The organism is Cutibacterium granulosum (genome assembly GCF_900186975.1).
Taxonomy (GTDB): domain Bacteria; phylum Actinomycetota; class Actinomycetes; order Propionibacteriales; family Propionibacteriaceae; genus Cutibacterium; species Cutibacterium granulosum.
In genome coordinates this window covers 63,261-85,176 of record NZ_LT906441.1, presented here as the reverse complement: position 1 = coordinate 85,176, position 21,916 = coordinate 63,261, and the positions used below count along the sequence as shown (strand labels likewise).

21 protein-coding genes, 3 tRNA genes and 2 pseudogenes are annotated in these 21,916 nt (G+C 62.9%); 13 read left to right on the top strand and 13 right to left on the bottom strand.

What is annotated here, in order from left to right:
* Positions 1-3: 3 nt before the first annotated feature.
* Entirely contained in the window at positions 4-1,299 is a 1,296-nt protein-coding gene (locus tag CKV91_RS00450; protein ID WP_095141037.1) for an anaerobic C4-dicarboxylate transporter, read from the top strand.
* A 79-nt stretch (positions 1,300-1,378) separates the two neighbouring features.
* Here CKV91_RS00450 and CKV91_RS00445 read toward each other — a convergent pair whose 3' ends face one another.
* The 11 genes and pseudogenes from CKV91_RS00445 to CKV91_RS00400 form a co-directional block, all read right to left on the bottom strand.
* The gene (locus CKV91_RS00445; protein ID WP_065860426.1) at positions 1,379-3,367 is read right to left on the bottom strand and encodes a M13 family metallopeptidase; all 1,989 of its coding nucleotides are present in this window, start codon (positions 3,365-3,367) and stop codon (positions 1,379-1,381) included.
* A 65-nt stretch (positions 3,368-3,432) separates the two neighbouring features.
* The gene (locus CKV91_RS00440; protein ID WP_065860573.1) at positions 3,433-4,011 is read right to left on the bottom strand and encodes a hypothetical protein; all 579 of its coding nucleotides are present in this window, start codon (positions 4,009-4,011) and stop codon (positions 3,433-3,435) included.
* Between the two features lie 178 nt (positions 4,012-4,189).
* The gene (locus tag CKV91_RS00435) at positions 4,190-4,756 is read right to left on the bottom strand and encodes an adhesin (protein ID WP_231933762.1); all 567 of its coding nucleotides are present in this window, start codon (positions 4,754-4,756) and stop codon (positions 4,190-4,192) included.
* Positions 4,757-5,211: 455 nt separating this feature from the next.
* Positions 5,212-5,790, bottom strand: coding sequence for a hypothetical protein (locus CKV91_RS00430; protein ID WP_065860427.1), 579 nt, complete (start codon positions 5,788-5,790; stop codon positions 5,212-5,214).
* Positions 5,787-5,885 (bottom strand): annotated as a pseudogene (locus tag CKV91_RS10135) (PKD domain-containing protein); the annotation flags it as partial. The gene CKV91_RS00430 and the pseudogene CKV91_RS10135, both read right to left, overlap by 4 nt.
* Positions 5,886-6,002: 117 nt before the next feature.
* Positions 6,003-6,560: a hypothetical protein gene (locus CKV91_RS00425; protein ID WP_065860428.1), complete on the bottom strand. Its 558-nt coding sequence runs from the start codon at positions 6,558-6,560 to the stop codon at positions 6,003-6,005.
* Positions 6,557-8,701 carry a PKD domain-containing protein gene (locus CKV91_RS00420; RefSeq protein ID WP_065860575.1) on the bottom strand — a complete coding sequence of 715 codons (2,145 nt, stop codon included), beginning with the start codon at positions 8,699-8,701 and terminating at the stop codon, positions 6,557-6,559. Before CKV91_RS00420 ends, CKV91_RS00425 begins: the two co-directional genes overlap by 4 nt.
* A 345-nt stretch (positions 8,702-9,046) precedes the next feature.
* Complete coding sequence (locus tag CKV91_RS09540; protein WP_197691369.1) at positions 9,047-9,166, bottom strand: PIN domain-containing protein; 120 nt, start codon at positions 9,164-9,166, stop codon at positions 9,047-9,049.
* A 256-nt stretch (positions 9,167-9,422) separates the two neighbouring features.
* Positions 9,423-9,665, bottom strand: a complete 243-nt coding sequence (locus CKV91_RS00410; protein ID WP_095140893.1) for a type II toxin-antitoxin system Phd/YefM family antitoxin — start codon at positions 9,663-9,665, stop codon at positions 9,423-9,425.
* 164 nt (positions 9,666-9,829) lie between these two features.
* Positions 9,830-10,939 carry a 2-oxoacid:ferredoxin oxidoreductase subunit beta gene (locus CKV91_RS00405; RefSeq protein ID WP_065860429.1) on the bottom strand — a complete coding sequence of 370 codons (1,110 nt, stop codon included), beginning with the start codon at positions 10,937-10,939 and terminating at the stop codon, positions 9,830-9,832.
* A complete protein-coding gene (locus CKV91_RS00400) occupies positions 10,939-12,837 on the bottom strand; it encodes a 2-oxoacid:acceptor oxidoreductase subunit alpha (RefSeq protein WP_065860430.1) in 1,899 nt (632 codons plus the stop codon). The genes CKV91_RS00405 and CKV91_RS00400 overlap by 1 nt, the downstream gene beginning before the upstream one ends.
* Positions 12,838-13,032: 195 nt before the next feature.
* Between CKV91_RS00400 and CKV91_RS00395 the strand changes: the two genes are divergently transcribed.
* From CKV91_RS00395 to CKV91_RS00375, 5 genes and pseudogenes are all read left to right on the top strand, one after another.
* Positions 13,033-13,551, top strand: coding sequence for an NADH-quinone oxidoreductase subunit B family protein (locus CKV91_RS00395; protein WP_065860578.1), 519 nt, complete (start codon positions 13,033-13,035; stop codon positions 13,549-13,551).
* Positions 13,548-14,183: an NADH-quinone oxidoreductase subunit C gene (locus CKV91_RS00390; protein WP_065860431.1), complete on the top strand. Its 636-nt coding sequence runs from the start codon at positions 13,548-13,550 to the stop codon at positions 14,181-14,183. The genes CKV91_RS00395 and CKV91_RS00390 overlap by 4 nt, the downstream gene beginning before the upstream one ends.
* Positions 14,180-14,422 (top strand): annotated as a pseudogene (locus CKV91_RS09620) (4Fe-4S dicluster domain-containing protein); the annotation flags it as partial. The gene CKV91_RS00390 and the pseudogene CKV91_RS09620, both read left to right, overlap by 4 nt.
* Before the next feature lie 319 nt (positions 14,423-14,741).
* A complete protein-coding gene (mptB, locus tag CKV91_RS00380) occupies positions 14,742-16,169 on the top strand; it encodes a polyprenol phosphomannose-dependent alpha 1,6 mannosyltransferase MptB (protein WP_021104854.1) in 1,428 nt (475 codons plus the stop codon).
* Positions 16,166-17,122, top strand: a complete 957-nt coding sequence (locus CKV91_RS00375) for an enoyl-CoA hydratase/isomerase family protein (protein WP_021104855.1) — start codon at positions 16,166-16,168, stop codon at positions 17,120-17,122. Before mptB ends, CKV91_RS00375 begins: the two co-directional genes overlap by 4 nt.
* A gap of 82 nt (positions 17,123-17,204) precedes the next feature.
* Here CKV91_RS00375 and CKV91_RS00370 read toward each other — a convergent pair whose 3' ends face one another.
* Entirely contained in the window at positions 17,205-18,092 is an 888-nt protein-coding gene (locus CKV91_RS00370) for an exodeoxyribonuclease III (RefSeq protein ID WP_021105023.1), read from the bottom strand.
* Positions 18,093-18,185: 93 nt separating this feature from the next.
* Between CKV91_RS00370 and CKV91_RS00365 the strand changes: the two genes are divergently transcribed.
* A tRNA-Tyr gene (locus CKV91_RS00365) sits at positions 18,186-18,267 on the top strand.
* A gap of 86 nt (positions 18,268-18,353) precedes the next feature.
* Here CKV91_RS00365 and deoD read toward each other — a convergent pair.
* Complete coding sequence (deoD, locus tag CKV91_RS00360; RefSeq protein ID WP_065860433.1) at positions 18,354-19,064, bottom strand: purine-nucleoside phosphorylase; 711 nt, start codon at positions 19,062-19,064, stop codon at positions 18,354-18,356.
* 151 nt (positions 19,065-19,215) lie between these two features.
* Between deoD and CKV91_RS00355 the strand changes: the two genes are divergently transcribed.
* The 6 genes from CKV91_RS00355 (at position 19,216) to CKV91_RS00330 (ending at position 21,807) form a co-directional block, all read left to right on the top strand.
* Positions 19,216-19,288: transfer RNA gene (locus CKV91_RS00355), tRNA-Thr, on the top strand.
* Between the two features lie 61 nt (positions 19,289-19,349).
* A tRNA-Met gene (locus CKV91_RS00350) sits at positions 19,350-19,421 on the top strand.
* A 69-nt stretch (positions 19,422-19,490) separates the two neighbouring features.
* Positions 19,491-19,661 (top strand): 50S ribosomal protein L33, encoded by a 171-nt coding sequence (gene rpmG, locus CKV91_RS00345; protein WP_021104858.1) that lies wholly within the window; start codon positions 19,491-19,493, stop codon positions 19,659-19,661.
* A gap of 124 nt (positions 19,662-19,785) precedes the next feature.
* A complete protein-coding gene (locus tag CKV91_RS00340; RefSeq protein ID WP_021104859.1) occupies positions 19,786-20,214 on the top strand; it encodes an FAS1-like dehydratase domain-containing protein in 429 nt (142 codons plus the stop codon).
* The gene (locus CKV91_RS00335) at positions 20,207-20,650 is read left to right on the top strand and encodes a MaoC family dehydratase (protein WP_065860434.1); all 444 of its coding nucleotides are present in this window, start codon (positions 20,207-20,209) and stop codon (positions 20,648-20,650) included. The genes CKV91_RS00340 and CKV91_RS00335 overlap by 8 nt, the downstream gene beginning before the upstream one ends.
* Positions 20,647-21,807, top strand: coding sequence for a UDP-N-acetylmuramate dehydrogenase (locus tag CKV91_RS00330; protein WP_065860435.1), 1,161 nt, complete (start codon positions 20,647-20,649; stop codon positions 21,805-21,807). The genes CKV91_RS00335 and CKV91_RS00330 overlap by 4 nt, the downstream gene beginning before the upstream one ends.
* Positions 21,808-21,916 lie beyond the last annotated feature (109 nt).

Sequence of the window (21,916 nt, the reverse complement as noted above, 5' to 3'; positions counted from 1 at the left end):
CTGCTGACATTTCTGGCCCAACTTGCCGTCGTCCTGGCATTCATCTTCCTTGGTGCCAAGGTTGGTGGGTTGGGAATTGGGCTGGCAGGTGGCGCAGGCGTCATCATCCTCGGTCTGCTGGGATGCAAGGTTGATCCTGCCACCGGCATTCCGTGGGAAGTCGTGGGGATCATCATGTCGGTCATCTGTGCGGTGGCTGTCATGGAGAAAGCCGGTGGCCTTGACGTCCTCGTCGCTGCCAGTGAGAAGATCCTTCGCGCCAATCCGCAGCGGATCACGTACGTGGGACCCATCGTCACCTTCATCATGACCGTGCTGTGCGGCACGGGGAACGTGGCATTCGCAGTGCTCCCGGTCATTGCCGAGGTGGCCAAGGAACAGGGCATCCGGCCCTCGAAACCGCTTGCGGCGTCGTCGGTCGCATCACAGATGGCGCTTGTCGCCTCACCGATCTCGGCTGCCACCGTCATCATGGCCGGAGCCGTCGAACCGATGGGGATCAGCTATCCGAAGCTTGTCGCCGTGACCCTGTGCACGACCTTCGTCGGTTGCATGGCGGCGGCGTTCGTCTCGAGCAAGCAGGGATGTGATCTTCAGGACGACCCCGTCTACCAGCAGCGAAAGGCCGCTGGGAAGGTGCATCTGCGTGAGGCCGGCACCTACCACATCGACCGACGGGCCAAACTGTCCCTGGGGATCTTCCTCTCGGCATTGGGCGTGCTCATGGTCTACGCCGTCGCGATCAGCAAGATCGACAATCCGCCCCTGCCGCGGGGAGCAGCCATCATGTGTGCAATGCTCGGTGCAGCTCTGCTCATCTGCCTGACGTGCAAGGTGCCGATGTCGGAGGTCAACGATCAGCCGACCTTCAAGGCCGGTATGAGTGCGGCGACCTGCATCATCGGTGTGGCCTGGCTGGGCAACTGCTTCGTGGCCTCCAACATGGGGCTCATCAAGTCCTACGGTGCCGACGCGCTCAGCGGGGCTCCGTGGCTGCTCGCAGTGGTGTTCTTCCTCGGCTCGACCCTGCTCTACTCGCAGGCAGCGACCCTGGCCACCTTCCTGCCAGCAGCCACTGCACTGGGTGTGGGGACGACGGTGCTGGTGGCCTCCTACTCGGCCGCGGCAGCATTGTTCGTCCTGCCCACCTATCCGACGACGGTCGCCTCGATCGAACTTGACGACACCGGCTCCACCCGGATCGGTTCGTTCATCTTCAATCATCCGTTCCTGTTGCCCGGATTGACTGCCATCGTGGTCTCGGTGTTGCTGGGTTACGGAGTGCTCACACTGCTGTGACCTGATGTTCCACGGCAGATGGCCAGTGAGGTGCCGCGTCACGGATTTTCCGGACACGGCACCTCACTGGTGTGCTGGTTCACCAGATGCTCACCCGCTGACTGGGGTCCAACCACAGGGCGTCGTCGGGCGTCACGTCGAAGGCGTCGTAGAAGGCGTCGACGTTGCGCACGATCTGGTTGCAGCGGAACTGTGTGGGCGAGTGCGGGTCGGTGGCGAGCTGGGTGCGGCAGGCCTCGTCACGGACCTTCTCACGCCAGATGGCGGCGTACGACAGGAAGAATCGTTGCTGCCAGCTGAGCCCGTCGACCGGCTCGGGGGCACCACCGGCATCCTGGTAGGAGATCTGCAGGGCCCGGTAGGCGATGCTCAGCCCGCCCAGGTCTCCGATGTTCTCCCCGATCGTCAGGGCCCCGTTGACGTGCGGGCCGTCCGGCTGCAGCTGCCGGGGCACCAGGGCGTCGTACTGGCTGATGAGGGCCTTGGTGCGCTCCTCGAAGGCGGCTCGGTCGTCGGCGCTCCACCAGTCGCGCAGCGCACCGTGGCCGTCGTAGGTGGATCCCTGGTCGTCGAACCCGTGACCGATCTCGTGCCCGATCACCGCACCGATCCCACCGTAGTTGACGGCGTCGTCGGCCGTCATGTCGAAGAACGGTGGCTGCAGGATGGCTGCCGGGAAGACGATCTCGTTGCGCAGCGGATGGTAGTAGGCGTTGACCGTCTGGGGGAACATGAGCCACTCGTCGGGATCGATCGGCCCCGAGAGCTTCTCGATCATGCGGTCCAGCTGGAAGGACGACACGGCAGCCACCGCGTCCACCAGGGATCCCTCGGGGATCAGCAGGCCGGAGAAGTCTCGCCACCTGTCGGGGTACCCGATCTTGGGGCGGAAGTTCGTGAGCTTCTCCAGGGCTTCGGTGCGGGTCTGCTCACCCATCCAGTCCAGGGAGCCGATCGACTGTCGGTAGGCCGCCAGCAGATTGGCGACGAGGTCGTCCATCCGCTCCTTGGCGGCTGGCGGGAAGTGCCGTGCCACGTACAGTTTCCCGACGGCCTCGCCGATGGCCGACTCGACGAATCCCACTGCCCGTTTCCAGCGCTCCCGCAGCTGCTGGGCGCCAGAGAGGGTGCGTCCGTGGAAGTCGAAATTGGCCTCGACGAACTCACTGGGTAGGAACGGTGCGAGGTCCGAGATGACGTGCCAGGTGGCCCAGTCGCGCCACTGCTCGATGGGGGAGCTGGCCAGCAGGCGCTCGATCCCCTCGAAGAAGGAGGGCTGATTGTCGATGACGTGGCAGACGGCCTCGGCGGGAATCCGGGCCGCCGTCAGCCAGGTGCGCAGGTGCAGGCCGGGGTGGGCGTCGGCCAGATCGTCGAACGTCGTGGGATTGAACGACGCCCGCGAGTCGCGAGTGCGCACCTGATCCCAGTGGTGGCTGGCGATCCGGGTCTCCAGATCGACGACGCCGTGTGCCCGGGTCTCGGGCTCGTCCAACCCGGCCAGGGTGAGCATGCGGGTCACGTGGGCCTGGTACTTCGTGCGAATCTCGGCCTTGTCGTCGTCGCGGTAGTAGGCCTCGTCGGGCAGACCCAGACCACTCTGACCCATCCAGGCGACGTAGTGGGTCGAATCGGCGGGATCGGACTCGTTCTCCAGGTAGAACAGCCCACCCACACCCTGACGATGCTGGGCGCCCAGGACTGCCATGAGATCGGCGGCGTCGGTGATCGCGTCGATCTGGGCCAGATACGGGCGCAGCGGTGTGGTGCCGGCGGCGTCCACGGCGTCGACGTCCATGAACCGCCGGTACAGTTCGGCCATGACCTCGATCTCGTGATCGGTGGCCTCTGGTGCCAGGGCACGCAGCTGCGTGGCCCCACCCGAGCTCAGATCCGCCAGGATCTGGTGGACGGCAGCCTCGGAATTGTCACGCAACACCCGGAACGATCCGGTGCTCGCCTGATCCGAGGGGATCTCGGTCACACGCTCCCAAGCGCCGTTGACGTGCTGGTACAGGTCATCGCCGGGACGAATGCTCTCGTCGCGGTCGGGGAAGAGTTCTGCCATGGGCCCACCCTAGTGGGCCTGACAACGAGGGAAGCTTCAAGTGGCATGGACCTGTTCATCCCATGTCATGCTCCGAAGAACAAAAGGATACTGAGAAATGCGGTGAGCAAATACCATATGGCCACAGAACCTGCTAGCGCAACCACTGCTTCAAAACTCATTTTCGAGACGAGTGAACGATCATCTTGGGGGATGTTTCCTCTGGCGACACCGAGAGACCATCCGGCAGGGGGAAACATGATCAGGGGAACGAGATAGACGACAAACGCTCTACTGCTGAAAGTGGCGCCATCTGGTATGAATTTATGTGGATCCGCTGTACAAATAAAGGTATGGTAAATGATTGTCATGGCCAACCCGGTGAGGGTAGCCATGGTGACGCCGATTGTTGTGATTTTGTGCTTCCTCTTCTTTGGAGTTTCACATGTTTTTATGGTCCTTCCCCACAGCCCGGTGATCCAGCCAACCAAGGGGAAGATGAAACACATGAGGGAAATTCTTGCATAAGCATGATGACGCCCCGTTGTCACATGAATGATCAAGAGGACGACTGCCCAGACGGCTCCGATGATGGCGCCGATGAGGAGGCCGTTGAGGGGTGCGCGGTGGTACTGGTCCTTGGGTGTGTTGTTGTGGGTGGTCATCGTGGTGCCTTCCCCTTGACTCTTGGTCTGTCTCTCGCTGGCAGCCGAGTGGCTGTCTGGTAATGGGAACATCGTGGTCTCTGTGGTAAGGGGAGCTTCCTAAAGCTCGTGTCACCGGTAAGAATTGTGCACGCGTGGTCGCATCCATCGACACGTCTCACGGGGACAGTGTGGGGCGTCAAGAATGAGAGGATAGGGATAGTTCTGTAATGCCGAAAACATAAAACCATACCGCCACGGTTATGAACAGTATGATCACTGAAGCAATACTCATGCTAAGGATAAAAGGTGTTTTACTGTTTTTGGGTCTGATACCGATATCACTGAGGACCAGTCCAGCGCAAGGAAACACTGCCAACGGAAGCGGGTGTATTGCGGCCTTGATGTTGAGGAGGAGGTCGTCATCTACGAGAGCAAGGCGAGTCGAGAACATGAGCATGCCAGCGAAAGTCGCCATGGCAGCACCTATGATTTTGGTTTTGAGTCTCCGCTTCTTCGAGTCATCGCATGCGTACATTTTTCGTTCCCACAAGCCAGTGAGCCACCCAATCAGAGGGAACATGAGCGACATGATAAATACGGGGGGATACTCCTTGGGGGCGAGAACTAGCGTTTTTCGCACATGAAGTATCCCGAATACCGTAGGCCAAGCAGCCCCGACGATGGTGCCGATGATGAGGCCGGTGAAGGGTGTGCTACGGTAATCTTTGTCAAACGTGTCACCACTTTTGGTTGTCATCATCATGCTGATTCTCCTTGAAAGCGTTTCAATGTGAGATCTCCGGATGGTGTAGCGACTGATTTCCACCAACTTTCCCGCGCCACTCGGGCATCAATCTCCTCTAGCATGCCGATATCGAGCATGATACCCCTGCCCTGGTGCGCTGGGTGCCGGGTTCGAATGGGGGCGGTGTGCCTTGGCTGAGATTGGTCTGTGAGGGGCCGCTTTCCAGATGCGAATGCGGTTGGGCTGGTTCAGCTCAGTTTCCCCGCCTGGTCGCAACGCTTCATGGCGAGGAGATCGTGAGTGATGACGGGTTTGGCTACTCCCCGGGTGGAGGCCCAGAGTCGTCCATGGGGGCCTCGGGAGCCTCCACGTCTACATGGTTGATGGACGCATCAGCAGTTTTCACGAGAACGCCAAAGAAAATCACAGAGCAAACAAAGGAATATACAGAAGAAAACTAATTCAAGAGTTTATCAATGAAATCCTAAGATGAGAACTCCATGAATAAATTCCCAACCTAGTATTGTGAAGAACAATATGGATACTGTCATGAGGCTCATTCCACGAATAACATGTCTGCCGGTGCAGTAGACGTATGTCCGGAGAGCGCCGAGTATCCACCCGGCAACGGGAAATACAATTAAGGGGACTAAGTAGACAACGAATGCTTGCTTACTGAGAGTCAAGTGCCCCGGTATGTCGTGACGACCTAGAGATTGGAGAAAGACATAGTAGATGATTGTCAGGAGAACTCCACTCAGGGTCGCCATGACGGTGTCTATCAGTCTGATTCTGCGTTTTCTTCTTGCTGGGTTCTTGTATTTTTGCACGGTTTTCACCCACGTGCCGGTAAACCATCCAGATAAAGGGAATACGAATGATATGATGAAGATAAATATATCATATGGCCAATTATCCTTTGGTGTCTCGAAGGCCACGTAACGCAGCAAGAAAAAAAGTACCCAGACGGTTCCAGTGATGGCGCCCACGGCAAGGCCTTCAACAGGGGCGCGATGGTATTGCTGTTCGGTTGTGTTGTCGCGGGTGGTCATCGTGGTGCCTTCGTGGTGTTGGGGTCGCAGGCGTCTCCCATACCGTTGTGGTTGGTGTCAGTCTGGTCCTGGTTGACGATGGTGGGGAAATTGTTTGAACAACTATTCGTTAATGACAGGTCCCTCCGCGAGGTCCATTATCGCACACAATGAGCATACATGAATTTAGATAAGCCTATCCATGTCTTGCGAATGAGAGAAAACTAAGTTTATCAAGATCCAAAGAAAAAAATTGTACCGATTATCATATAGAAGAACCACCAGATTGCCACTGATATAAATAACACAATAATTGTGACAGTGCTCATGCTCGGAATGAATGGGAATCTGCTATCCCTGATTTCGATGCAGAAAGTACTAAGAACTAAGCCAGCCAAGGGGAAAATAGCTAATAAGAACAAATGGAATATCGCCTCCTTGATACTGAAAATCCTGTCACTCGCAAAAAGCGATGCGACAAAAAGCATTAGGATTCCAGTGAGGGTAGACATCATGGCGCCAAGAATTTTGTTCTTATATCGCTTTCTCTTTATATTGTCATGTTTTGAAATTTTCCTTCCTTGTAATCCAGTGAACCATCCAACCAAAGGGAAAATGAATGACATGACAAATATGGAGGTATACGCTCGGGTATCCTTTGGCCCTTCCGACGTCATGTAGTGTACTAGGAATACGAGTCCCCAGACGGCTCCGGTGATGGCACCTATGGCAAGGCCTTCAACAGGGGCGCGATGGTATTGCTGTTCGGTTGTGTTGTCGTGGGTGGTCATCGTGGTGCCTTCGTGGTGTTGGGGTCGCAGGCGTCTCCTACACCGTTGTGGTTGGTGTCGGTCTGGTCTTGGTTGGCGATGGTGGGGCAGTTGTCTTGGTCATCGGGCACGCCGTCGCCGTCTCGGGTGACGTGGATGGGGAAGGTCAGGGTGTCATTGGTTCCGGTGGTGTCGGTGATGCGTAGGTGTGCCTGGTATTTCCCCAGTCGGGTCAGGGTCCGGCTGATCTCGGGGGTGGCACTGTCGATTTCGTAGTGTCCATCCCCGTCAAGGTCCCACTGCCAGCGTCTGATGTGTCCGGTTGAGGTAAATGACGACGATGCATCCAAGCCGAGCGGCTCGCCTGCACGCACCAGGTTCTGTCCGATGACGTCGGCGCGCATCCGTACCCCCGGTACCGACGCCACCTGCGCAGCACTGGCAGACAGACCATACATCCTCGGAGACTTGACCAAGGGGCGCACCATCTTGGCGATCTGCTCATGACCAATCACATTCGGATGATAGGAATTTGCTAAATACCGTAAAGGATGTATCCACTGGCTTGTGAACTTTGTTGCATGGGTTGTTCCGTCCTCTCCGAGCTCTCCTGCTGTTTCTCCGAAAGCATTAATCCAACGATATAGATTTTGTGGATATCCAACTGGTTCTGGCTCATGGGTTGTGAAGAGGCTAGTAGTAGGAGCGTAGACCACATGGAGGTTGTGAGTATGGTTCCACCTGTTGACGATCATTCTTTGTTTATTAAGAAATTCGTTCTCGGCGACTCGTACTCGTGTGGATGGCACATCCCTTCCATTTCTGTCACGTCCTGACTGGATAAGATAGGGATATCCGACTAAAATAACAACAGTATGTTTTGGATCTGCTAATCGATTTTGGATATGTGTCAATAGTGTAGTCGTGTTTTTAAGCGCAGAATCAATTTTTTCTTTTGCCTCGTCAACTGATTCGCCACATTTATAGAATGCCCATGTGGAGTCGAGAAAGCAATTTTCGACAATGCTAGTGAAGTTGAGGTCGTTGCCTCCGGCGGTCATGAGGACCATGCCGGTGTGGGGATTCATGGTATCGGCTTGGCTGATGATGTTGTGGTCTCCGGTGGCGATCTGGGCGCCACTCCAGGCTTTCACGTCGAGTTGGTAGGTTGTGTCCGTGCTTTTCTGGTTGAGCATGCCGGTGAGTACCGAGCCGTAGTTCTTGGGGCTGCGATACGATCCATCGGCCGGATACCCATCGACCAGGGTTCCGTTGCCTGCCGAGTACGAGTCGCCCAGGACGGTCATTGTCACCAGCCTACGGGGCTGATGGGTCCCGATGGTGTCGAAGGACTGCAGACCACGCAACACCGGAACCGCCTGTATCGTCGCCAGCATCGGGGAGTAGTATGCCGGGAATGATCCGTCAGACCGCTGCTGGGCGGCAAGCCATTTCTGGCCGGCCACGGCCTGCGCCCTGTGGGCGGCGTCTGCGGCCCGGTACAGTCCCGGTGCCACCCGCGTGGTCGCACGCACATTCGCACCGTGATCAGGCCAGCCCCACCCGTCACCTTGCCGGTCGTCGTCGAGACGCTTGACAAGACTCGTGACAGCCTTCTGCTTGTCCGGGGCCTCCACATGAGACAAGGCGGTGAGCATGACCCCATCAGTACTGACCAGTCCCGCCATGTGCTTCGGCTGTGTCACCGCATAATCGGCCACCTTGTCGAGCAGGGCCTCGGGGATGGGTTTGCCCAACCGCTCCAGGGCAATCACGTCCAACGCCTGATTCATTGGACGCTCAGTGAACTGGGACGCATCGGTCACCGGCCTGGCATAGTCAACCCCGCCATAGGTGGTCGACTCACCAAGAGCCAGCAGGGTGATCGTCACCTTCGCACATCCACCCACATTCTTCGGGGTGCAGTAGCTTGGCCCCTTGGTCTTGATGTTGTCCTTGACCTTGGCGACGGTAGGCGAATCCTTCCTGCCCGCCGCCACCAACGCCAGAGCCCCATCCAACTGCGGCCCCAGATCGCCCTTGGTCAGATCGGCCTGGTGACCATCGATGTAGTCGGCCGCCCTGCCGGCCTGGGCGGCATAATCGGCAGGCCCAGACGCCCCACCTGCCTGGGCAGGAACCGCCCCCACCACGCCTATCATCAGTGCGGCAGCCACCACCGGACCCACCACACGCCTACACATCCCCACCACGGCCACGCGCTCCCCTCGAAAGCACGTTCCGACAGGTTCACGGGACAGCACAGGCGTGACATGCGTCGGTGTCGATCCGTAACCCCAGACGGAACCAGAAACCACTCCCCACCGGTGGCCTGGTACTCCGACTTCCACACACGAAATGTGGTCACGGTTGCGGGACAGCGCCGGATTCCCACCGACTTCCCCACACCACCCGGGCATCAACCCCCCATCAGGCTGACAGCGAACACAATACCCCACACGCACCGACATGACGCATCCGCCTCTCGTGTCTCGGCCATCGGAGGTTCACGAGGGAGCGACAACCGGCATGCCGATTTCGTGCGCCGCCGACTGTAGACGCTGGTCGTAGGTGGCCAACGCGTCAACGCCAAGATCGGTGGTGGCAGCCAGATGCAAGGCGTCCAGTGGGCGCAGGTTCTGGCCGGGGAGGAGTCCGGCATGCGTGAACTGCGCTGGTTCGATGAGGTACAGGGACACTTTTGTGAGCAGTGAGCTGACCATGTCCTGACTGAGCTGTGGGCAGCGATGAACCATTCGACGCAGCTCGGTCTCCAGCAGCAGTGCGGCCACCACATCTGGTTGGGAACGGTTGACCTCGGCAATCAAGGCAGCTGATTCGCTCTGCCACCATGAGCTTGGCGGCAGCCGAGGTGTCAGCGGATCATCGTTCGTCGCGCAGATCGTCGAGAATGGCCCCGGTTGCAGCGGAGCTCGTCACCAGATCATTCACTGCGAAGGTCGCGGGCACACTGGCTGGCCTGATCGCCTTGCGGCAGCCTCCACAGGGCATCACCTGGGCGACCGGCAGGCCGCGTCGTGTGACGACCATGGCCTCCCCGGACTCGACGTCCCGGAGGATCTGGCCACTGTCGTTGCGCATCTCCCGCTGGCTGATGGTTCGCATGCAGCAAACGTGGCAATCATGTGGCAGTGGGGGAAGTGGTGTTGCGGGGTGAGCCACCACCCTCAGGGCCATCAAGACCCCCGGGGACGCCATCCCCGAGGCGTCAAGGCTCAGGGGGCAGCGATGATCCCCGGATCATCGCCCATTATCCGGGGATCCAGTTCTCAGTTGTGCACCTGCCAGGTGTCGTTGCCGCGCAGCAGCTGCTGCAGGGCGGCGTCGCGTGCCGGCTTGTCGTCGGCGGAGCCGCCGGCCAACCGCAGCTGGTCACGCACCATGTCGTCGTAGGTGGGCAGGCTCACCGAACGCAGGATGCCCAGCGGGATCTGGGAGATCTGGCCGGAGTCGTGCAGGTGGGCCAGTTCGAAGGCCAGTGACGGATCGGGGCGCGTCGCGTCGTGGACGACGACGTGGTCCATGCCGACCTGCGCCACCTCGGTCACCGTGAGCGAACCATTCACCGGGTCACGCACGACCCCCTTGGATCGATCGGCACCCAGCAGGATTGGCTCACCGTCCACCAGACGCACGATCCGCTCGGCAGCCTCCGGCCCCTTGTAGCCGTCGAAGGCCCCGTCGTTGAAGATCGGGCAGTTCTGGTAGATCTCCACGAACGAGGTGCCGCGGTGGTGCGCTGCAGTGGTGAGGGTCTCGTCCAAGCCCTTGCGGTCGGAGTCCAGGGCTCGTGCCACGAAGGAGCAGCCTGCCCCCAGGGCCACCGACAGCGGGTTGAACGGGTAGTCCACCGATCCCATCGGCGAGGACTTGGTGACGCTGCCAGCCTCCGAGGTGGGGGAGTACTGGCCCTTCGTCAACCCGTAGATCTGGTTGTTGAACATGAGGATCGTGAGGTTGACGTTGCGGCGCATCGCGTGGATGAGGTGATTGCCGCCGATCGACAGCGCGTCACCATCACCGGTCATGACGAACACCGCCAGATCCGGTCGGCTCACCGCAAGCCCGGTGGCGATCGCCGGGGCACGCCCATGGATGGTGTGCATGCCGTAGGTGTTCATGTAGTAGGGGAACCGAGAGGAGCAGCCGATGCCCGAGATGACGACGGCATTCTCCTTCTTGATGCCGAGCTTGGGCAGCATGCCCTGGAAGGTCGACAGGATCGAGTAGTCACCGCACCCCGGGCACCAGCGAACCTCTTGGTCGGAGGCGAAGTCGCGGCGTTTGAGCGACACATCGGTGACGGGCACACCGGCCAGGCCGGTGTCGGCCCCGGAGAGATCGGCGGCAGGAGCGGAAATCGACGACGTGGTGGACATCATGCCTCCTTGGAGTTGGCAGTGACCTGGCCGCATGTGGCGACGAGCTCGTCGCACAGATCGACCGACGAGATGGGCAGACCGCGCACTCGGCTCACCGACTGCACGTCCACCAGGAACTTGGCGCGCAGCAGCATGGCGAGCTGGCCGGTGTTCATCTCCGGCACGATGACGCGACGGTAGCGGTGCAGCACCTCGTCCAGGTTGGCCGGGAACGGGTTGAGGTGGCGCAGATGGGTCTGGGCGATCGAGCATCCGGCCTCCCGGGCCAGGCGCACCGCAGCCGTGATCGGGCCGTAGCTGGAACCCCAGCCCAGCACGAGCACCTCGGCATCACCGGTGGGATCGTCCACCTCGAGGTCCGGGATCTCACGCACGATCCCGGCAACCTTCTGGGCGCGCAGGTTGACCATGAGCTCGTGGTTGGCCGGTACGTAGGAGATCGAGCCGATCTCGTTGGCCTTCTCCAGGCCGCCCAGGCGATGTTCCAGACCCGGTGTGCCGGGCAGGGCGTAGTCGCGGGCCAGGGTCTGTGGGTCGCGCCTGTAGGGCAGGAACCGGTCGGTGCCGTCGGCTGCCTTGGCATTGGGCGCGGTGGCGAAGTGTGGGTCGATGGCCGGGATCTCGTCCAGATCGGGCACCTGCCACGGTTCGGCGCCGTTGCCCAGATACCCGTCGGAGAGCATGATCACCGGGGTGCGGTAGCGCATCGCGATCGAACAGGCCTCCAGGGCGGTCGTGAAGCAGTCCGATGGGGACTTCGCGGCCAGTACCGGCACCGGGGACTCGCCGTTGCGTCCGAACATGGCCTGCAACAGGTCGGCCTGCTCGGTCTTGGTCGGCATGCCGGTCGACGGGCCGGAGCGCTGCACGTCGACGACGACCAGCGGCAGCTCCGTCATGACCGCCAGACCGATCGCCTCGGACTTGAGGCTCATGCCTGGCCCAGACGTCGTCGTCACGCCGAGCGATCCACCGAACGAGGCCCCGATGGCCGACGACACGCCCGAGATCTCGTCCTCGGCCTGGAAGGTGACGACGTTGTGCGACTTGTGCTTGCTCAGCTCGTGCAGGATGTCGGATGCCGGGGTGATGGGGTAGGAGCCCAGGAACAGCTGCACCCCTGCCCGGTTGGCGCCGGTGATGAGGCCGTAGGCGGTGGCGAGGTTGCCGGTGATCTGACGGTAGGTGCCGGCCGGCATCGGGGCCGGGGCCACCTGATAGCGCACCGCGAACAGTCCACAGGTCTCGCCGTAGGCCGCTCCGGCGTGCAGGGCGGCGACGTTGGCGTCCCGGATGTCGGGCTTGCTCGCGAACTTCGTGGCCAGGAACTGCTCGGTGGATTCCAAGGGGCGTCCGTACAGCCAGCTCAGCAGTCCCAGGGCGAACATGTTCTTGGACCGCTCGGAGTTCTTGCGTCCCAGGTCGAACGACTCCACGGACCCCACCGCCAGGCTGGTGAGCTTGATCGGCACCACCTGGAAGGAGTCCAGGGTGTCGTCGGACAGCGGGTCGGTGGTGTAGCCGGCCTTCTTGAGGTTGCGCGGGGTGAACTCCTCGATGTCGACGAGGATGAGCCCGCCGCGTCGCACGTCCTTGACGTTTGCCGCCAGGGCGGCCGGGTTCATCGCCACCAGGACGTCCGGCTCGTCGCCAGGGGTGGAGATGTCGTAATTGGCGAAGTTCACCTGGAAGCTCGACACGCCCGGGACGGTGCCCTGTGGGGCGCGGATCTCGGCGGGGAAGTTCGGCAGGGTCGAGATGTCGTTGCCGTGACGGGCGGACTCGGCGCTGAATCTGTCGCCGGTGAGCTGCATTCCGTCACCTGAGTCGCCTGCGAATCGAATGACGACCCGGTCGAGGGTCTGAACACTGTGTGGTGCCGAAGTGGAGGGCACGGGGACCTCTTTTCTTGATTCGGTGCCGGCCGTCGCCTGCCGGGGGGATGCTGTGTCATGCTCTGGCACAGAGCTCCGCGAACGGAGCCCGACTCGACCCTCGAGCCTAGCATCGACGCGGGCGTCATCCACCCTGGCCGCACGCTCCACGGAGGCCTCACCGACGACGTTGCCAGCTGCAGTTAGGCTGTGGTGGTGCAGATCATCGATTGGTACGGGGACGGATCCGTGGGAGTCGTCGACCTTGCCCTGGCGTGTTGTGCGGTGGAGTCGGGGTGCGCACGGTGGCTGCCGGCACCCGCAGGCGACCGTTCCGGGAACGATGCGCACCTTCGCCCCACGATGTCGCTGAAGGCATGGTGTGCCGAGACATCGAGTGGGCACGCCGACGCATCGTGCGATGAGGGACATCCGGCCGATGAGCCAGGTCGACTGGTGGCCGTCGTCTCCGGGACGGTTGCCGTCGGGCTGGCCGAGCGCGTCACCCGGATCATCGACGAGCTGCGTGCCACACAGCCGGTACATGTCGTGGCATTCGGGGCCTGTGCCTGCGCCGGCGGACCCTACTGGGACTCCGCGACGGTGGTGCCGGGAGTGAGCATGCTCACCGGGCGAGTCCCCGTCCAGGTTGACGGGTGGATTCCCGGATGCCCACCACCGCCCCAGGCGCTCTGTGCCTATCTGGACCGTCTCACCCACCGGGAGGAGTCATGACCGATTCCCAGGAACGCCGTGTGCGGGCCGAATCGTGGCGCGACGACGTGAGCCAGGCCCTCCAGGAGGGCTACACCTGGTTGTACCAGCTCACCGCCGTCGACGGCATCGGTGGTGAACTCGGCTCGGTGATCGAGATACTGCTGCGACTGGAGGACTCCGCAGGTCGCAGCCTCGTCATCCAGACCGCGGTGCCTCGTGATCGGGCGGAACTACCGGCCATCGACGATCTCATTGCCGGAGCCGCCTGGTACCAGCGCGAGGTGCACGACCAGTTCGGTGTCGTCTTCACCGCAGCCGACATGACGCCCCTCCTCGTCCACCCGCAAGCTCTCGCCGATCATCACCAGCCGCTCGGTGAGCACCAGTCGGCACCAGCCGCACCACTGCGCAAGGACGTCGTCCTCACGGCGCGCGCCACCACCCCTTGGCCCGGCAACGTCGACGATGGCGCCGGCGGCGCAGCAACCTCCAGAGCTGGTGGTCGCAGCGCCCGCAGCGGGAGACGTCGGCGCGGTACGGCACTCGGGGTGCCGGACGCCCAGACCCTCGCCAAGCTCCGTGCCGGGCGAGAGGTCTCGGCCGAGGACATCGTCTCCTCGATGACATCCGGCCGTCGGAGGCGCCGATGAGCACACACCGTTCCATTGCCCTGGACGCCAGCGCATGCACCTGCTGCGACATCTGCGCCCGGGAGTGCCCGGCCTGGTGCATCCACATCCGCTCCCATGCCGAACGCGTGGACGACCCCGCAGCCAGACGCCCCCGCACCATTCAGGTGCTTGACGATTTCGCCCTCGACTGGGGGCAGTGCATGGTCTGTGGCATCTGTGTCGAGCGATGCCCGTACGACGCCCTGACCTGGTCCGAGACGCCACCTCCCGTCGGTGGGTGCACTCGCGTGGCCACGTCCATCGCAGGTGCCGGCATCGACACCATCGGTGACAAGACCTCTGCCCGTGACGCCGCCACGCCCAGCTCACGGGGTGAGGCCCGTCCTGATCGGCCCGGCCACGACGTCCCGATGAATTGCGCTCCGCCGAATCTGGGGACGAATCTGAGTAGGACGAGCCTCGTCACGCACTGGAGCGGCCGTGAGTAGGGGCGCAGTCGCGGCACGTTCCTGCTGGTGCTCCTGGCTGACTGCCTGGCGCTCCCGGACCGGGTGGGAAGGCCTGCTCGCCACGACGATGTTGCTCGTGGGTGCGCTCACGCCTGCCTACCTGCCGGCGAACTCCCCGTGGTGGCCCCGGCTGAGCCGGGTTGGCATGAGCGGTGTCACCTGGCAGGTCATCGGGTCGGCACTGGCGATCACCGGGGTCATCGTGCTGGTCGACGCCTGGCTGCGGCTGCGCCCCGGGCTGCAGGCGAGCACCGTGGATGCACGGGCGAAGCACTGGACCGTACTGGCGGTGTGGATCCTGCCACTGCTCGCCGCGCCGCCGATCTTCAGTCACGACGCCTACTCCTACGCCGCCCAGGGGTGGCTCATGGAGAACGACATCAACCCCTACGAGGGGTACCCGGGGCTGTTGCCCGGTGTCTTCGCCGACCAGGTTGCCCAGGAGTGGCGATTCACGCGCACCCCCTACGGGCCGCTCAGCCTGCAGCTCCAGCACGACATCGTGCGACTGGCTGGGTTCCACCCGTACTGGTCTGCGGTGATGATGCGCATACCGGCGCTCGTCGGCGTCGTCCTCATCGGTGTGTTCCTGCCACGGCTGGCGCGGCGAACCGGTCATGACGCCTCGTTCGCCGCGTGGTTCGGCGCCCTCAACCCGCTGCTCGTCGTCGACTTCGTCGGAGGTGCCCACAACGACTCCTTCATGATGGGTCTCATGGTGTTCGGCCTGTGGCTGGCCACCACGGCCAGCTGGGCGTGGATTCCCGCGGCTGTGGTGATCGGTGCCTCGGCAGCCGTCAAGCAGCCGGCCGTCATGGCTGCCGTGGCCCTGCCGTTCATCGTCCATCCGATGCCCAGCTGGCGTCCTCGGCACGTCGCGACCGCCCTGGGACGCGTCGTGGGCTCACTCGCCGGTGCCGCGGGCTCGTTCGCCCTCATCACCTGGCGCACGGGTCTGGGGTTCGGCTGGTACCACGCCGCCGACGTGCCGGGCAGGGTGATGACGGTGTCGCCGTCCACCCTCATCGGTCTGGCCATCCGATCCGTTCTCACGTGGTTCGGGCGCTATGGTGCCGCCACCTCGGTGGTCGGCGTCACACACACCATCGGTGTCGGCATCGGCGCCGTCATCCTCGTGTGGTTGGCGGTGCGGAAGTTGCCACGGCGTCCGCTGGCTTTCCTGGCTTGGGGGTTCTTCGCCGTGGCTCTCACCGGTCCGGCCCTGCACTCCTGGTACGTCCTGTGGGGGGCGCTTCTGCTCCCGTTGGTGGCCGGAGCGTCACGATACCTGCACGGTGCGGTGTGGGTGACGGTCGGATTGCTGGCCTATGACGCCATCAATCTGTCCTGGCGAAATGGTGTCATCGCCCTGGGAGTGGCGGCAGCCGTCTTTCTCGCGGTGTACCTCACGTGGTACACCCGTCGTAACGGCTCATGGCATCCCGGCCGTCACAACCATGGGCATCATCAACAACATGAGGGAGAGACGTCATGACCCAGCCAACCACCGAGGCTGTTGGCGACGACATTCGCATCGAGCGCACGCACGGCCTCACCCACATCACGCTCACCCGGCCACGAGCCATCAACTCACTCACGACCCAGATGCTGGACGCGGTGCAGCAGGGCACTGCTGGGGCTGACCGGGTCGAGATCCGCGGTGAGGGGGAACGTGGGTTCTGTGCCGGGGCCGACGTGCGCCTGCTGCGGGAGATCGCCATGGACGACCCACATGCGGCGGGTGACTGGTTGGAGCACGAGTACGTGGTCGACGCAACGGTTGCCGCCCTACCCGGTGAGACCCACCTGCACGGGATCAGCATGGGCGGGGGACTGGGAATGTCCATCCGGCAGCACGTGAGTGCGCGGGACGACCTCGTCCTCGCCATGCCGGAGGTGGGTATCGGACTGTGGCCCGATGTCGGCATGACCTTCGAGCTGTCCCGCGCACCGCGTCTGGTCGGACGGCACCTGGCCATGACCGGAGCCAGCATCGACGCACCCTCCGCCCTGTGGGCCGGTCTGGTGGACGAGGTCGTCGACGCCCAGGAGCGTCCGGTGCAGGTCGACGCGTCAGCCAGCCAACTTGCCCGGGACTCGTCATGGATCCAGGAGTGCTACGACTGCGCCGACCCGCTGGAGGTCGTCTCCCGGTTGCAGCAGCACCCCGACCCACGGGCGCACGAGGCTGCGCAGCTCATCGCCACCCGGTGTCCTCTCTCGGTGGCCGTCGCCCTGGAAGCGGTGCTTCGGGCCGAGGAGGCCACCAGCCTGGCCCAGGTGCTCGCCACCGACACCGCACTGGGTCACGCCTTCACAGCCGATTCGGATTTCGCCGAGGGGGTTCGTGCCCAGCTCGTCGACAAGGATCGCACCCCGCACTGGAGCCATGCCAGCCTGGCTGACGTTCCGCGGCGTCGGGTCGAGCAGATGTTCGACGGAGTCTGAGCAGCGACACTGGAGCCCACCCATCCAGGGCCCACACATGAGGCCCTGATGCAGCCCTGGTGCCCACGGGTGAGATTGCTCTTCAGAACTCGTAGTCGACGACCACCGGGGCGTGGTCGGAGATCCGTTCCTCGTAGGAGGGGTCACGGTCAGTGCCAGCTGCGGTGGCCGAGTTGGCGAGATCGGGAGTCGCCAACTGGTAGTCGATGCGCCATCCGGCGTCATTGACGAAGGCCTTGCCCCGCCAGCTCCACCACGAGTAGGGGCCGTTCTCCTCGGGGTGGGCGGCACGCACGACGTCGACGAGGGTGCGTGGGGAGAGGATTGAGCTGAACCACTCGCGTTCCTGGGGAAGGAACCCCTCATTCCTCCGGTTGGACCGCCAGTTCTTGAGGTCGGCGTTCTCGTGGGCAATGTTGAAGTCCCCCATGACGAGGAACTGGCGACCCTCCTTGGCGGCGCGTCTACGGGTTGCCGTGAGATGACGGGCGAAACCGGCAAGGAAGCTTTCCTTGCGAGCCTGCTTGTCCACCGCGGCCTGGTCCTGAGGATCTGGGGTGGCACCCTTGGGCAGGTACAGACAGGCGAGTGTGACTGGAGTCTCGGAGAGGTCGACCTCGACGTAGCGACCCTCCTCGGCGAATGGGTGCAGGGCGCGGGGCAATCCCGCAGTCGTGCCATCGGTCTGCTGGGCGTCACCGTTGGGTGCCATGGTCACCAGGTCAGGACCCCAGGCGCGTACTGCAGCCGGCTCCTCGCGGGTGAGCAGCGCCACGCCATTGCGTCCGGCCCTGCCGCCCGGCTGCCAGGCGACGTGGTAGCCGGAGAAGATTCCTGCTGGCAGATCGGCTGGCCGGCATCGCACCTCCTGCAGGCCCAGGACGTCTGGGCTGCGGTGGGCGATCCACGACTCGAAACCTCGGCGTTGCGCGGCGCGAATCCCGTTGACGTTGAACGTTGCAATGCGCATGACATCCATTGTGCATGACTCGGTGCGGCTGCCCTGGTTTGGAGCTACCGCTGGCATCTGCTAGTGTTTCTGGTCGCTGGCTCACGTCAGCTTGGCAGGTTGCCCGAGCGGCCAAAGGGAGCGGTCTGTAAAACCGTCGGCATTGCCTACGATGGTTCGAATCCATCACCTGCCACGCAAACCCCTGGATCGAATGGGTCCAGGGGTTTCGTGCATCTGCGTCACCGGCGTCGGGGGCGACGTACGAGCGCCGGCTGCTCCTCACGCCGTCAGTGCTGCAGCGGCGATCTCCAGGGCCGAGGAGAATGAGGTCTCGCGTTGCGCGGCGCTCATGTCCGTCCCGTCCTTGGTGAGATGGTCGGAGACGGTGAGTACGGCCAGGGCCTCCTTGCCCTCGGCCATGGCGCAGCCATAGAGGCCCGCAGCCTCCATCTCCACACCGAGGGTGCCCACCTTGATGAGCCCTTCGGTGACCTCTGGACGTGTCGTGTAGAAGAAGTCGGAGCTGAACACCGAACCGACGTGGGTGGTTGCGCCGCTGGCTCGCGAGGCGTCCACGGCGGCTCGCAGCATGTCGAAGGAGGCCGTCATGGACAGTGAGGCTCCGGGAACCGGCAGGCTCGCGCAGCCATTGTTGGTGTGTGCACTGGCCGCGACGACGACGTCGCGCACGTCGACGTCGGGGGAGAGACCGCCACAGGTCCCCACCCGACAGATGCGTTGGATGCCGTAGAACCGGTACAACTCGGTGGCGTAGATGCTCAGCGAGGCGATGCCCATCCCGGAAGCCATGACGCTCATCGGGGTGCCGTTCCACGTGCCCGTCCATGCCCCGATGCCGCGTACCTCGCTCACCAGGGTGGCGTCGGTGAGAAAGCCCTCGGCAATCCGTGCGGCACGACGGGGGTCGCCGGGCATGAGAACCAGCGGAGCGATGTCTCCGGGTTCCGCGGTGTTGTGTGGGGTGGCCATGTGATTTCCTTTCCTCCCACGATCTGTGGCATATTTGTCGCCACGAGCCTAGAGGACGTATCGCTCGAGGGCGGTTGTCACGGCGCAAGGAGATGTCCGCGACATCTCGATTTGCAACGGGGCTGCACATCGTGTAGTTTTCTGGGTCGTTGCCCCTATAGCTCAGTAGGCAGAGCGTCTCCATGGTAAGGAGAAGGTCAGCAGTTCGATTCTGCTTGGGGGCTCTGGTGCTGCTCGACCCCATCACCCAATGGGTTCGGCCGAACCGGTGTCGGTCAGCACAATGGCGGGGTAGCTCAGGGGTAGAGCAAGCGGCTCATAATCGCTGTGTCGCGGGTTCGATTCCCGCCTCCGCTACCGAGCGTTCAGCTGTGCACCACACATCTGAACCATCTGGCAGCTCTCGACGCCTCGAAAGTAGGAATCATGGCCAAGAAGTCCGGCGATGTTCGCCCGAAGATCACGCTTGCCTGCACCGAGTGCAAGGAGCGTAACTACATCACCAAGAAGAACCGTCGCAACAATCCCGATCGCATGGAACTCGCAAAGTTCTGCCCGCGCTGCGGCAAGCACACCGCGCACCGCGAGACGCGCTGAGGACTTGTGAATCCCTTCCGCTGAAGCGGAGCTTCAATGGTGAGGTCACTCGAGTGGGGTGGCCTCACCTTTTTCATGCGTGTTCTCCCTCGGCGGTCCCTGCGGCCGGACTAGCCTCGACACCATGCCGATCAGCAAAGATCATGTCGGGAGGACATACCCGACGACCGATCCGTATCACGTCAGTGCTGCCAAGATCACCGAGTTCGCCACCGCCATCCGCGACGACAGTCCTGCCTACCAGGGCCCCGACCCAGTGGCACCACCCACCTTCGCCATGGTCATCGCCGCGCACGCCTGGCAGCGACTCTTCGACGACCCGGACCTGGGGCTGCGTCTGGATCACACCATCCACACCGAGCAGTCCTTCACCTGGCGACGCCCGCTGCACGCTGGTGACGAGATCACCGCAACCCTGACGATCACCTCGGTGCGAGTGCGTGGCAACACCGACATGATCGGCCTGGACGTCGTCCTCAGGGATGATGCTGACGAGCACGTCGCCACGGCGTCCAGTACCCTGTGGCACACTCGAGGAGGCCAGGATGGCTGAGAACGTTGCACCTGAGGTGCCTCGCACCAGAATCCACGAGGGGGACGTCCTGGAACCGGTGCAGATCCCGGTGACCCGGGAAACCCTGGTGCGCTATGCCGGGGCATCCACCGATTTCAACCCGATCCACTGGTCGGATCGTGCCGCTCGGGCGGCAGGGATGGACGGCGTCATCGCCCACGGCATGTGGACGATGGGAGCTGCCCTCGGGGTGGTCGTCCACTGGGTCGCGGACCCCGGCCGGATCATCTCCCAGCGGGCCCGGTTCGTCCGGCCGGTCCTGGTCCCCGACACCGACGAGGGCACCCAGGTGATCGTCTCGGGACAGGTGACCAAGGCTGACGACCAGACGGCGACGCTGTCCCTGGACGTCACCCACGAGGGCCAGACCGTTCTGGGACGCGTCGAGATCGTCATCACTCAGGAGAACTCATGACCCAGCCATCCATCGACGTCATCGGCCCCTACGAGGACGACGACCCCACCGAGTCGTGCAGCACCGAGCACTTCAGCTCGTCGGTGACCCATGAGCAGGACCTGCACGACGGCCATGACGTGCCCCTGAAGGACCTCACGACACTACGCATCGGTGGACCGGCTCGTCGCCTCGTCATCGCCTGCACCGAGGAACAACTGGTTCAGACCGTGCGCGACTGTGACCATCGTGGCGAACCCTGTCTGATCCTGGGTGGGGGGTCCAACATCGTCATCGGTGACGACGGCTTCGACGGCACCGTGGTGCGGGTGGACACCAAGGGAATCGACGCCGAGGTCTCCGCCTGCGGTGGGGCGTTCGCCACCATTGCCGCTGGTGAGGTGTGGGACGAATTCGTCATGCACTGCATCGGGCAGGAATGGGTCGGACCCGAGGCGCTGTCCGGGATTCCCGGTCTGGTCGGCTCCACCCCGATCCAGAATGTCGGTGCCTATGGCGTCGAGGTGGGACAGTTCATCGCTCGGGTACGTACCTGGGACCGCAAGGAGGATGCCCAACGCACCTTCACCGCGGATCAGTGCGGGTTCGGCTACCGCTGGAGCCGTTTCAAGGAAGACCTGGGGCGCTATCTCGTCATCGACGTGTCCATGCAGTTCCTGCTTGGGTCGCTCTCGTTGCCCGTCGCCTATGCCCAGCTCGCCGAGCGTCTCGGGGTGGAGCCCGGCCAACGAGCCAACTCCCGCAAGGTGCGCGAGACCGTGCTCGCCATCCGCGGCAGCAAAGGCATGGTCCTCGATCCCGACGACCATGACACGTGGAGTGCCGGGTCATTCTTCACCAACCCGATCATCCCGCCCGACCAGGTGCCAGACGGGGCGCCGGCCTTTCCCCAACCCGATGGACGGGTGAAGACCTCGGCCGCCTGGCTCATCGACCATGCCGGATTCCATCGCGGTTTCGACCTGACCCACGACGCTGCGGCCAGTCTGTCGACCAAGCACGTCCTGGCCCTCACCAACAGGTCCTCGGCCAGCAGCGACGACATCTGCGCCCTGGCGGGAGCAGTCATCGACGGCGTGCACGATCGTTACGGCATCACGCTGGTTCCCGAGCCGCGATTCGTCTCCTGCACTCCCGTACGCGGGGGCCTGGCATGAGGCCCCGACTCCCGCGTCCGCCTCGACTTCCCATCCAGGACTCCGAACTCTCACCTGACCGGTCAAGCCGTCCCACCTGGCAACCCGAACGTGGGGCACGGCACACAAT

Bases quoted from the DNA above. Each gene is read 5' to 3' on its own strand.
- CKV91_RS00445 (WP_065860426.1), bottom strand. From the start codon at position 3,367: ATGGCAGAACTCTTCCCCGACCGCGACGAGAGCATTCGTCCCGGCGAT.
- CKV91_RS00440 (WP_065860573.1), bottom strand. From the start codon at position 4,011: ATGACCACCCACAACAACACACCCAAGGACCAGTACCACCGCGCACCC.
- CKV91_RS00435 (WP_231933762.1), bottom strand. From the start codon at position 4,756: ATGATGATGACAACCAAAAGTGGTGACACGTTTGACAAAGATTACCGT.
- CKV91_RS00430 (WP_065860427.1), bottom strand. From the start codon at position 5,790: ATGACCACCCGCGACAACACAACCGAACAGCAATACCATCGCGCCCCT.
- CKV91_RS00425 (WP_065860428.1), bottom strand. From the start codon at position 6,560: ATGACCACCCACGACAACACAACCGAACAGCAATACCATCGCGCCCCT.
- CKV91_RS00420 (WP_065860575.1), bottom strand. From the start codon at position 8,701: ATGATAGGCGTGGTGGGGGCGGTTCCTGCCCAGGCAGGTGGGGCGTCT.
- CKV91_RS00410 (WP_095140893.1), bottom strand. From the start codon at position 9,665: ATGCGAACCATCAGCCAGCGGGAGATGCGCAACGACAGTGGCCAGATC.
- CKV91_RS00405 (WP_065860429.1), bottom strand. From the start codon at position 10,939: ATGTCCACCACGTCGTCGATTTCCGCTCCTGCCGCCGATCTCTCCGGG.
- CKV91_RS00390 (WP_065860431.1), top strand. From the start codon at position 13,548: ATGACCGATTCCCAGGAACGCCGTGTGCGGGCCGAATCGTGGCGCGAC.
- mptB (WP_021104854.1), top strand. From the start codon at position 14,742: ATGTTGCTCGTGGGTGCGCTCACGCCTGCCTACCTGCCGGCGAACTCC.
- CKV91_RS00375 (WP_021104855.1), top strand. From the start codon at position 16,166: ATGACCCAGCCAACCACCGAGGCTGTTGGCGACGACATTCGCATCGAG.
- CKV91_RS00370 (WP_021105023.1), bottom strand. From the start codon at position 18,092: ATGCGCATTGCAACGTTCAACGTCAACGGGATTCGCGCCGCGCAACGC.
- deoD (WP_065860433.1), bottom strand. From the start codon at position 19,064: ATGGCCACCCCACACAACACCGCGGAACCCGGAGACATCGCTCCGCTG.
- rpmG (WP_021104858.1), top strand. From the start codon at position 19,491: ATGGCCAAGAAGTCCGGCGATGTTCGCCCGAAGATCACGCTTGCCTGC.
- CKV91_RS00340 (WP_021104859.1), top strand. From the start codon at position 19,786: ATGCCGATCAGCAAAGATCATGTCGGGAGGACATACCCGACGACCGAT.
- CKV91_RS00335 (WP_065860434.1), top strand. From the start codon at position 20,207: ATGGCTGAGAACGTTGCACCTGAGGTGCCTCGCACCAGAATCCACGAG.
- CKV91_RS00330 (WP_065860435.1), top strand. From the start codon at position 20,647: ATGACCCAGCCATCCATCGACGTCATCGGCCCCTACGAGGACGACGAC.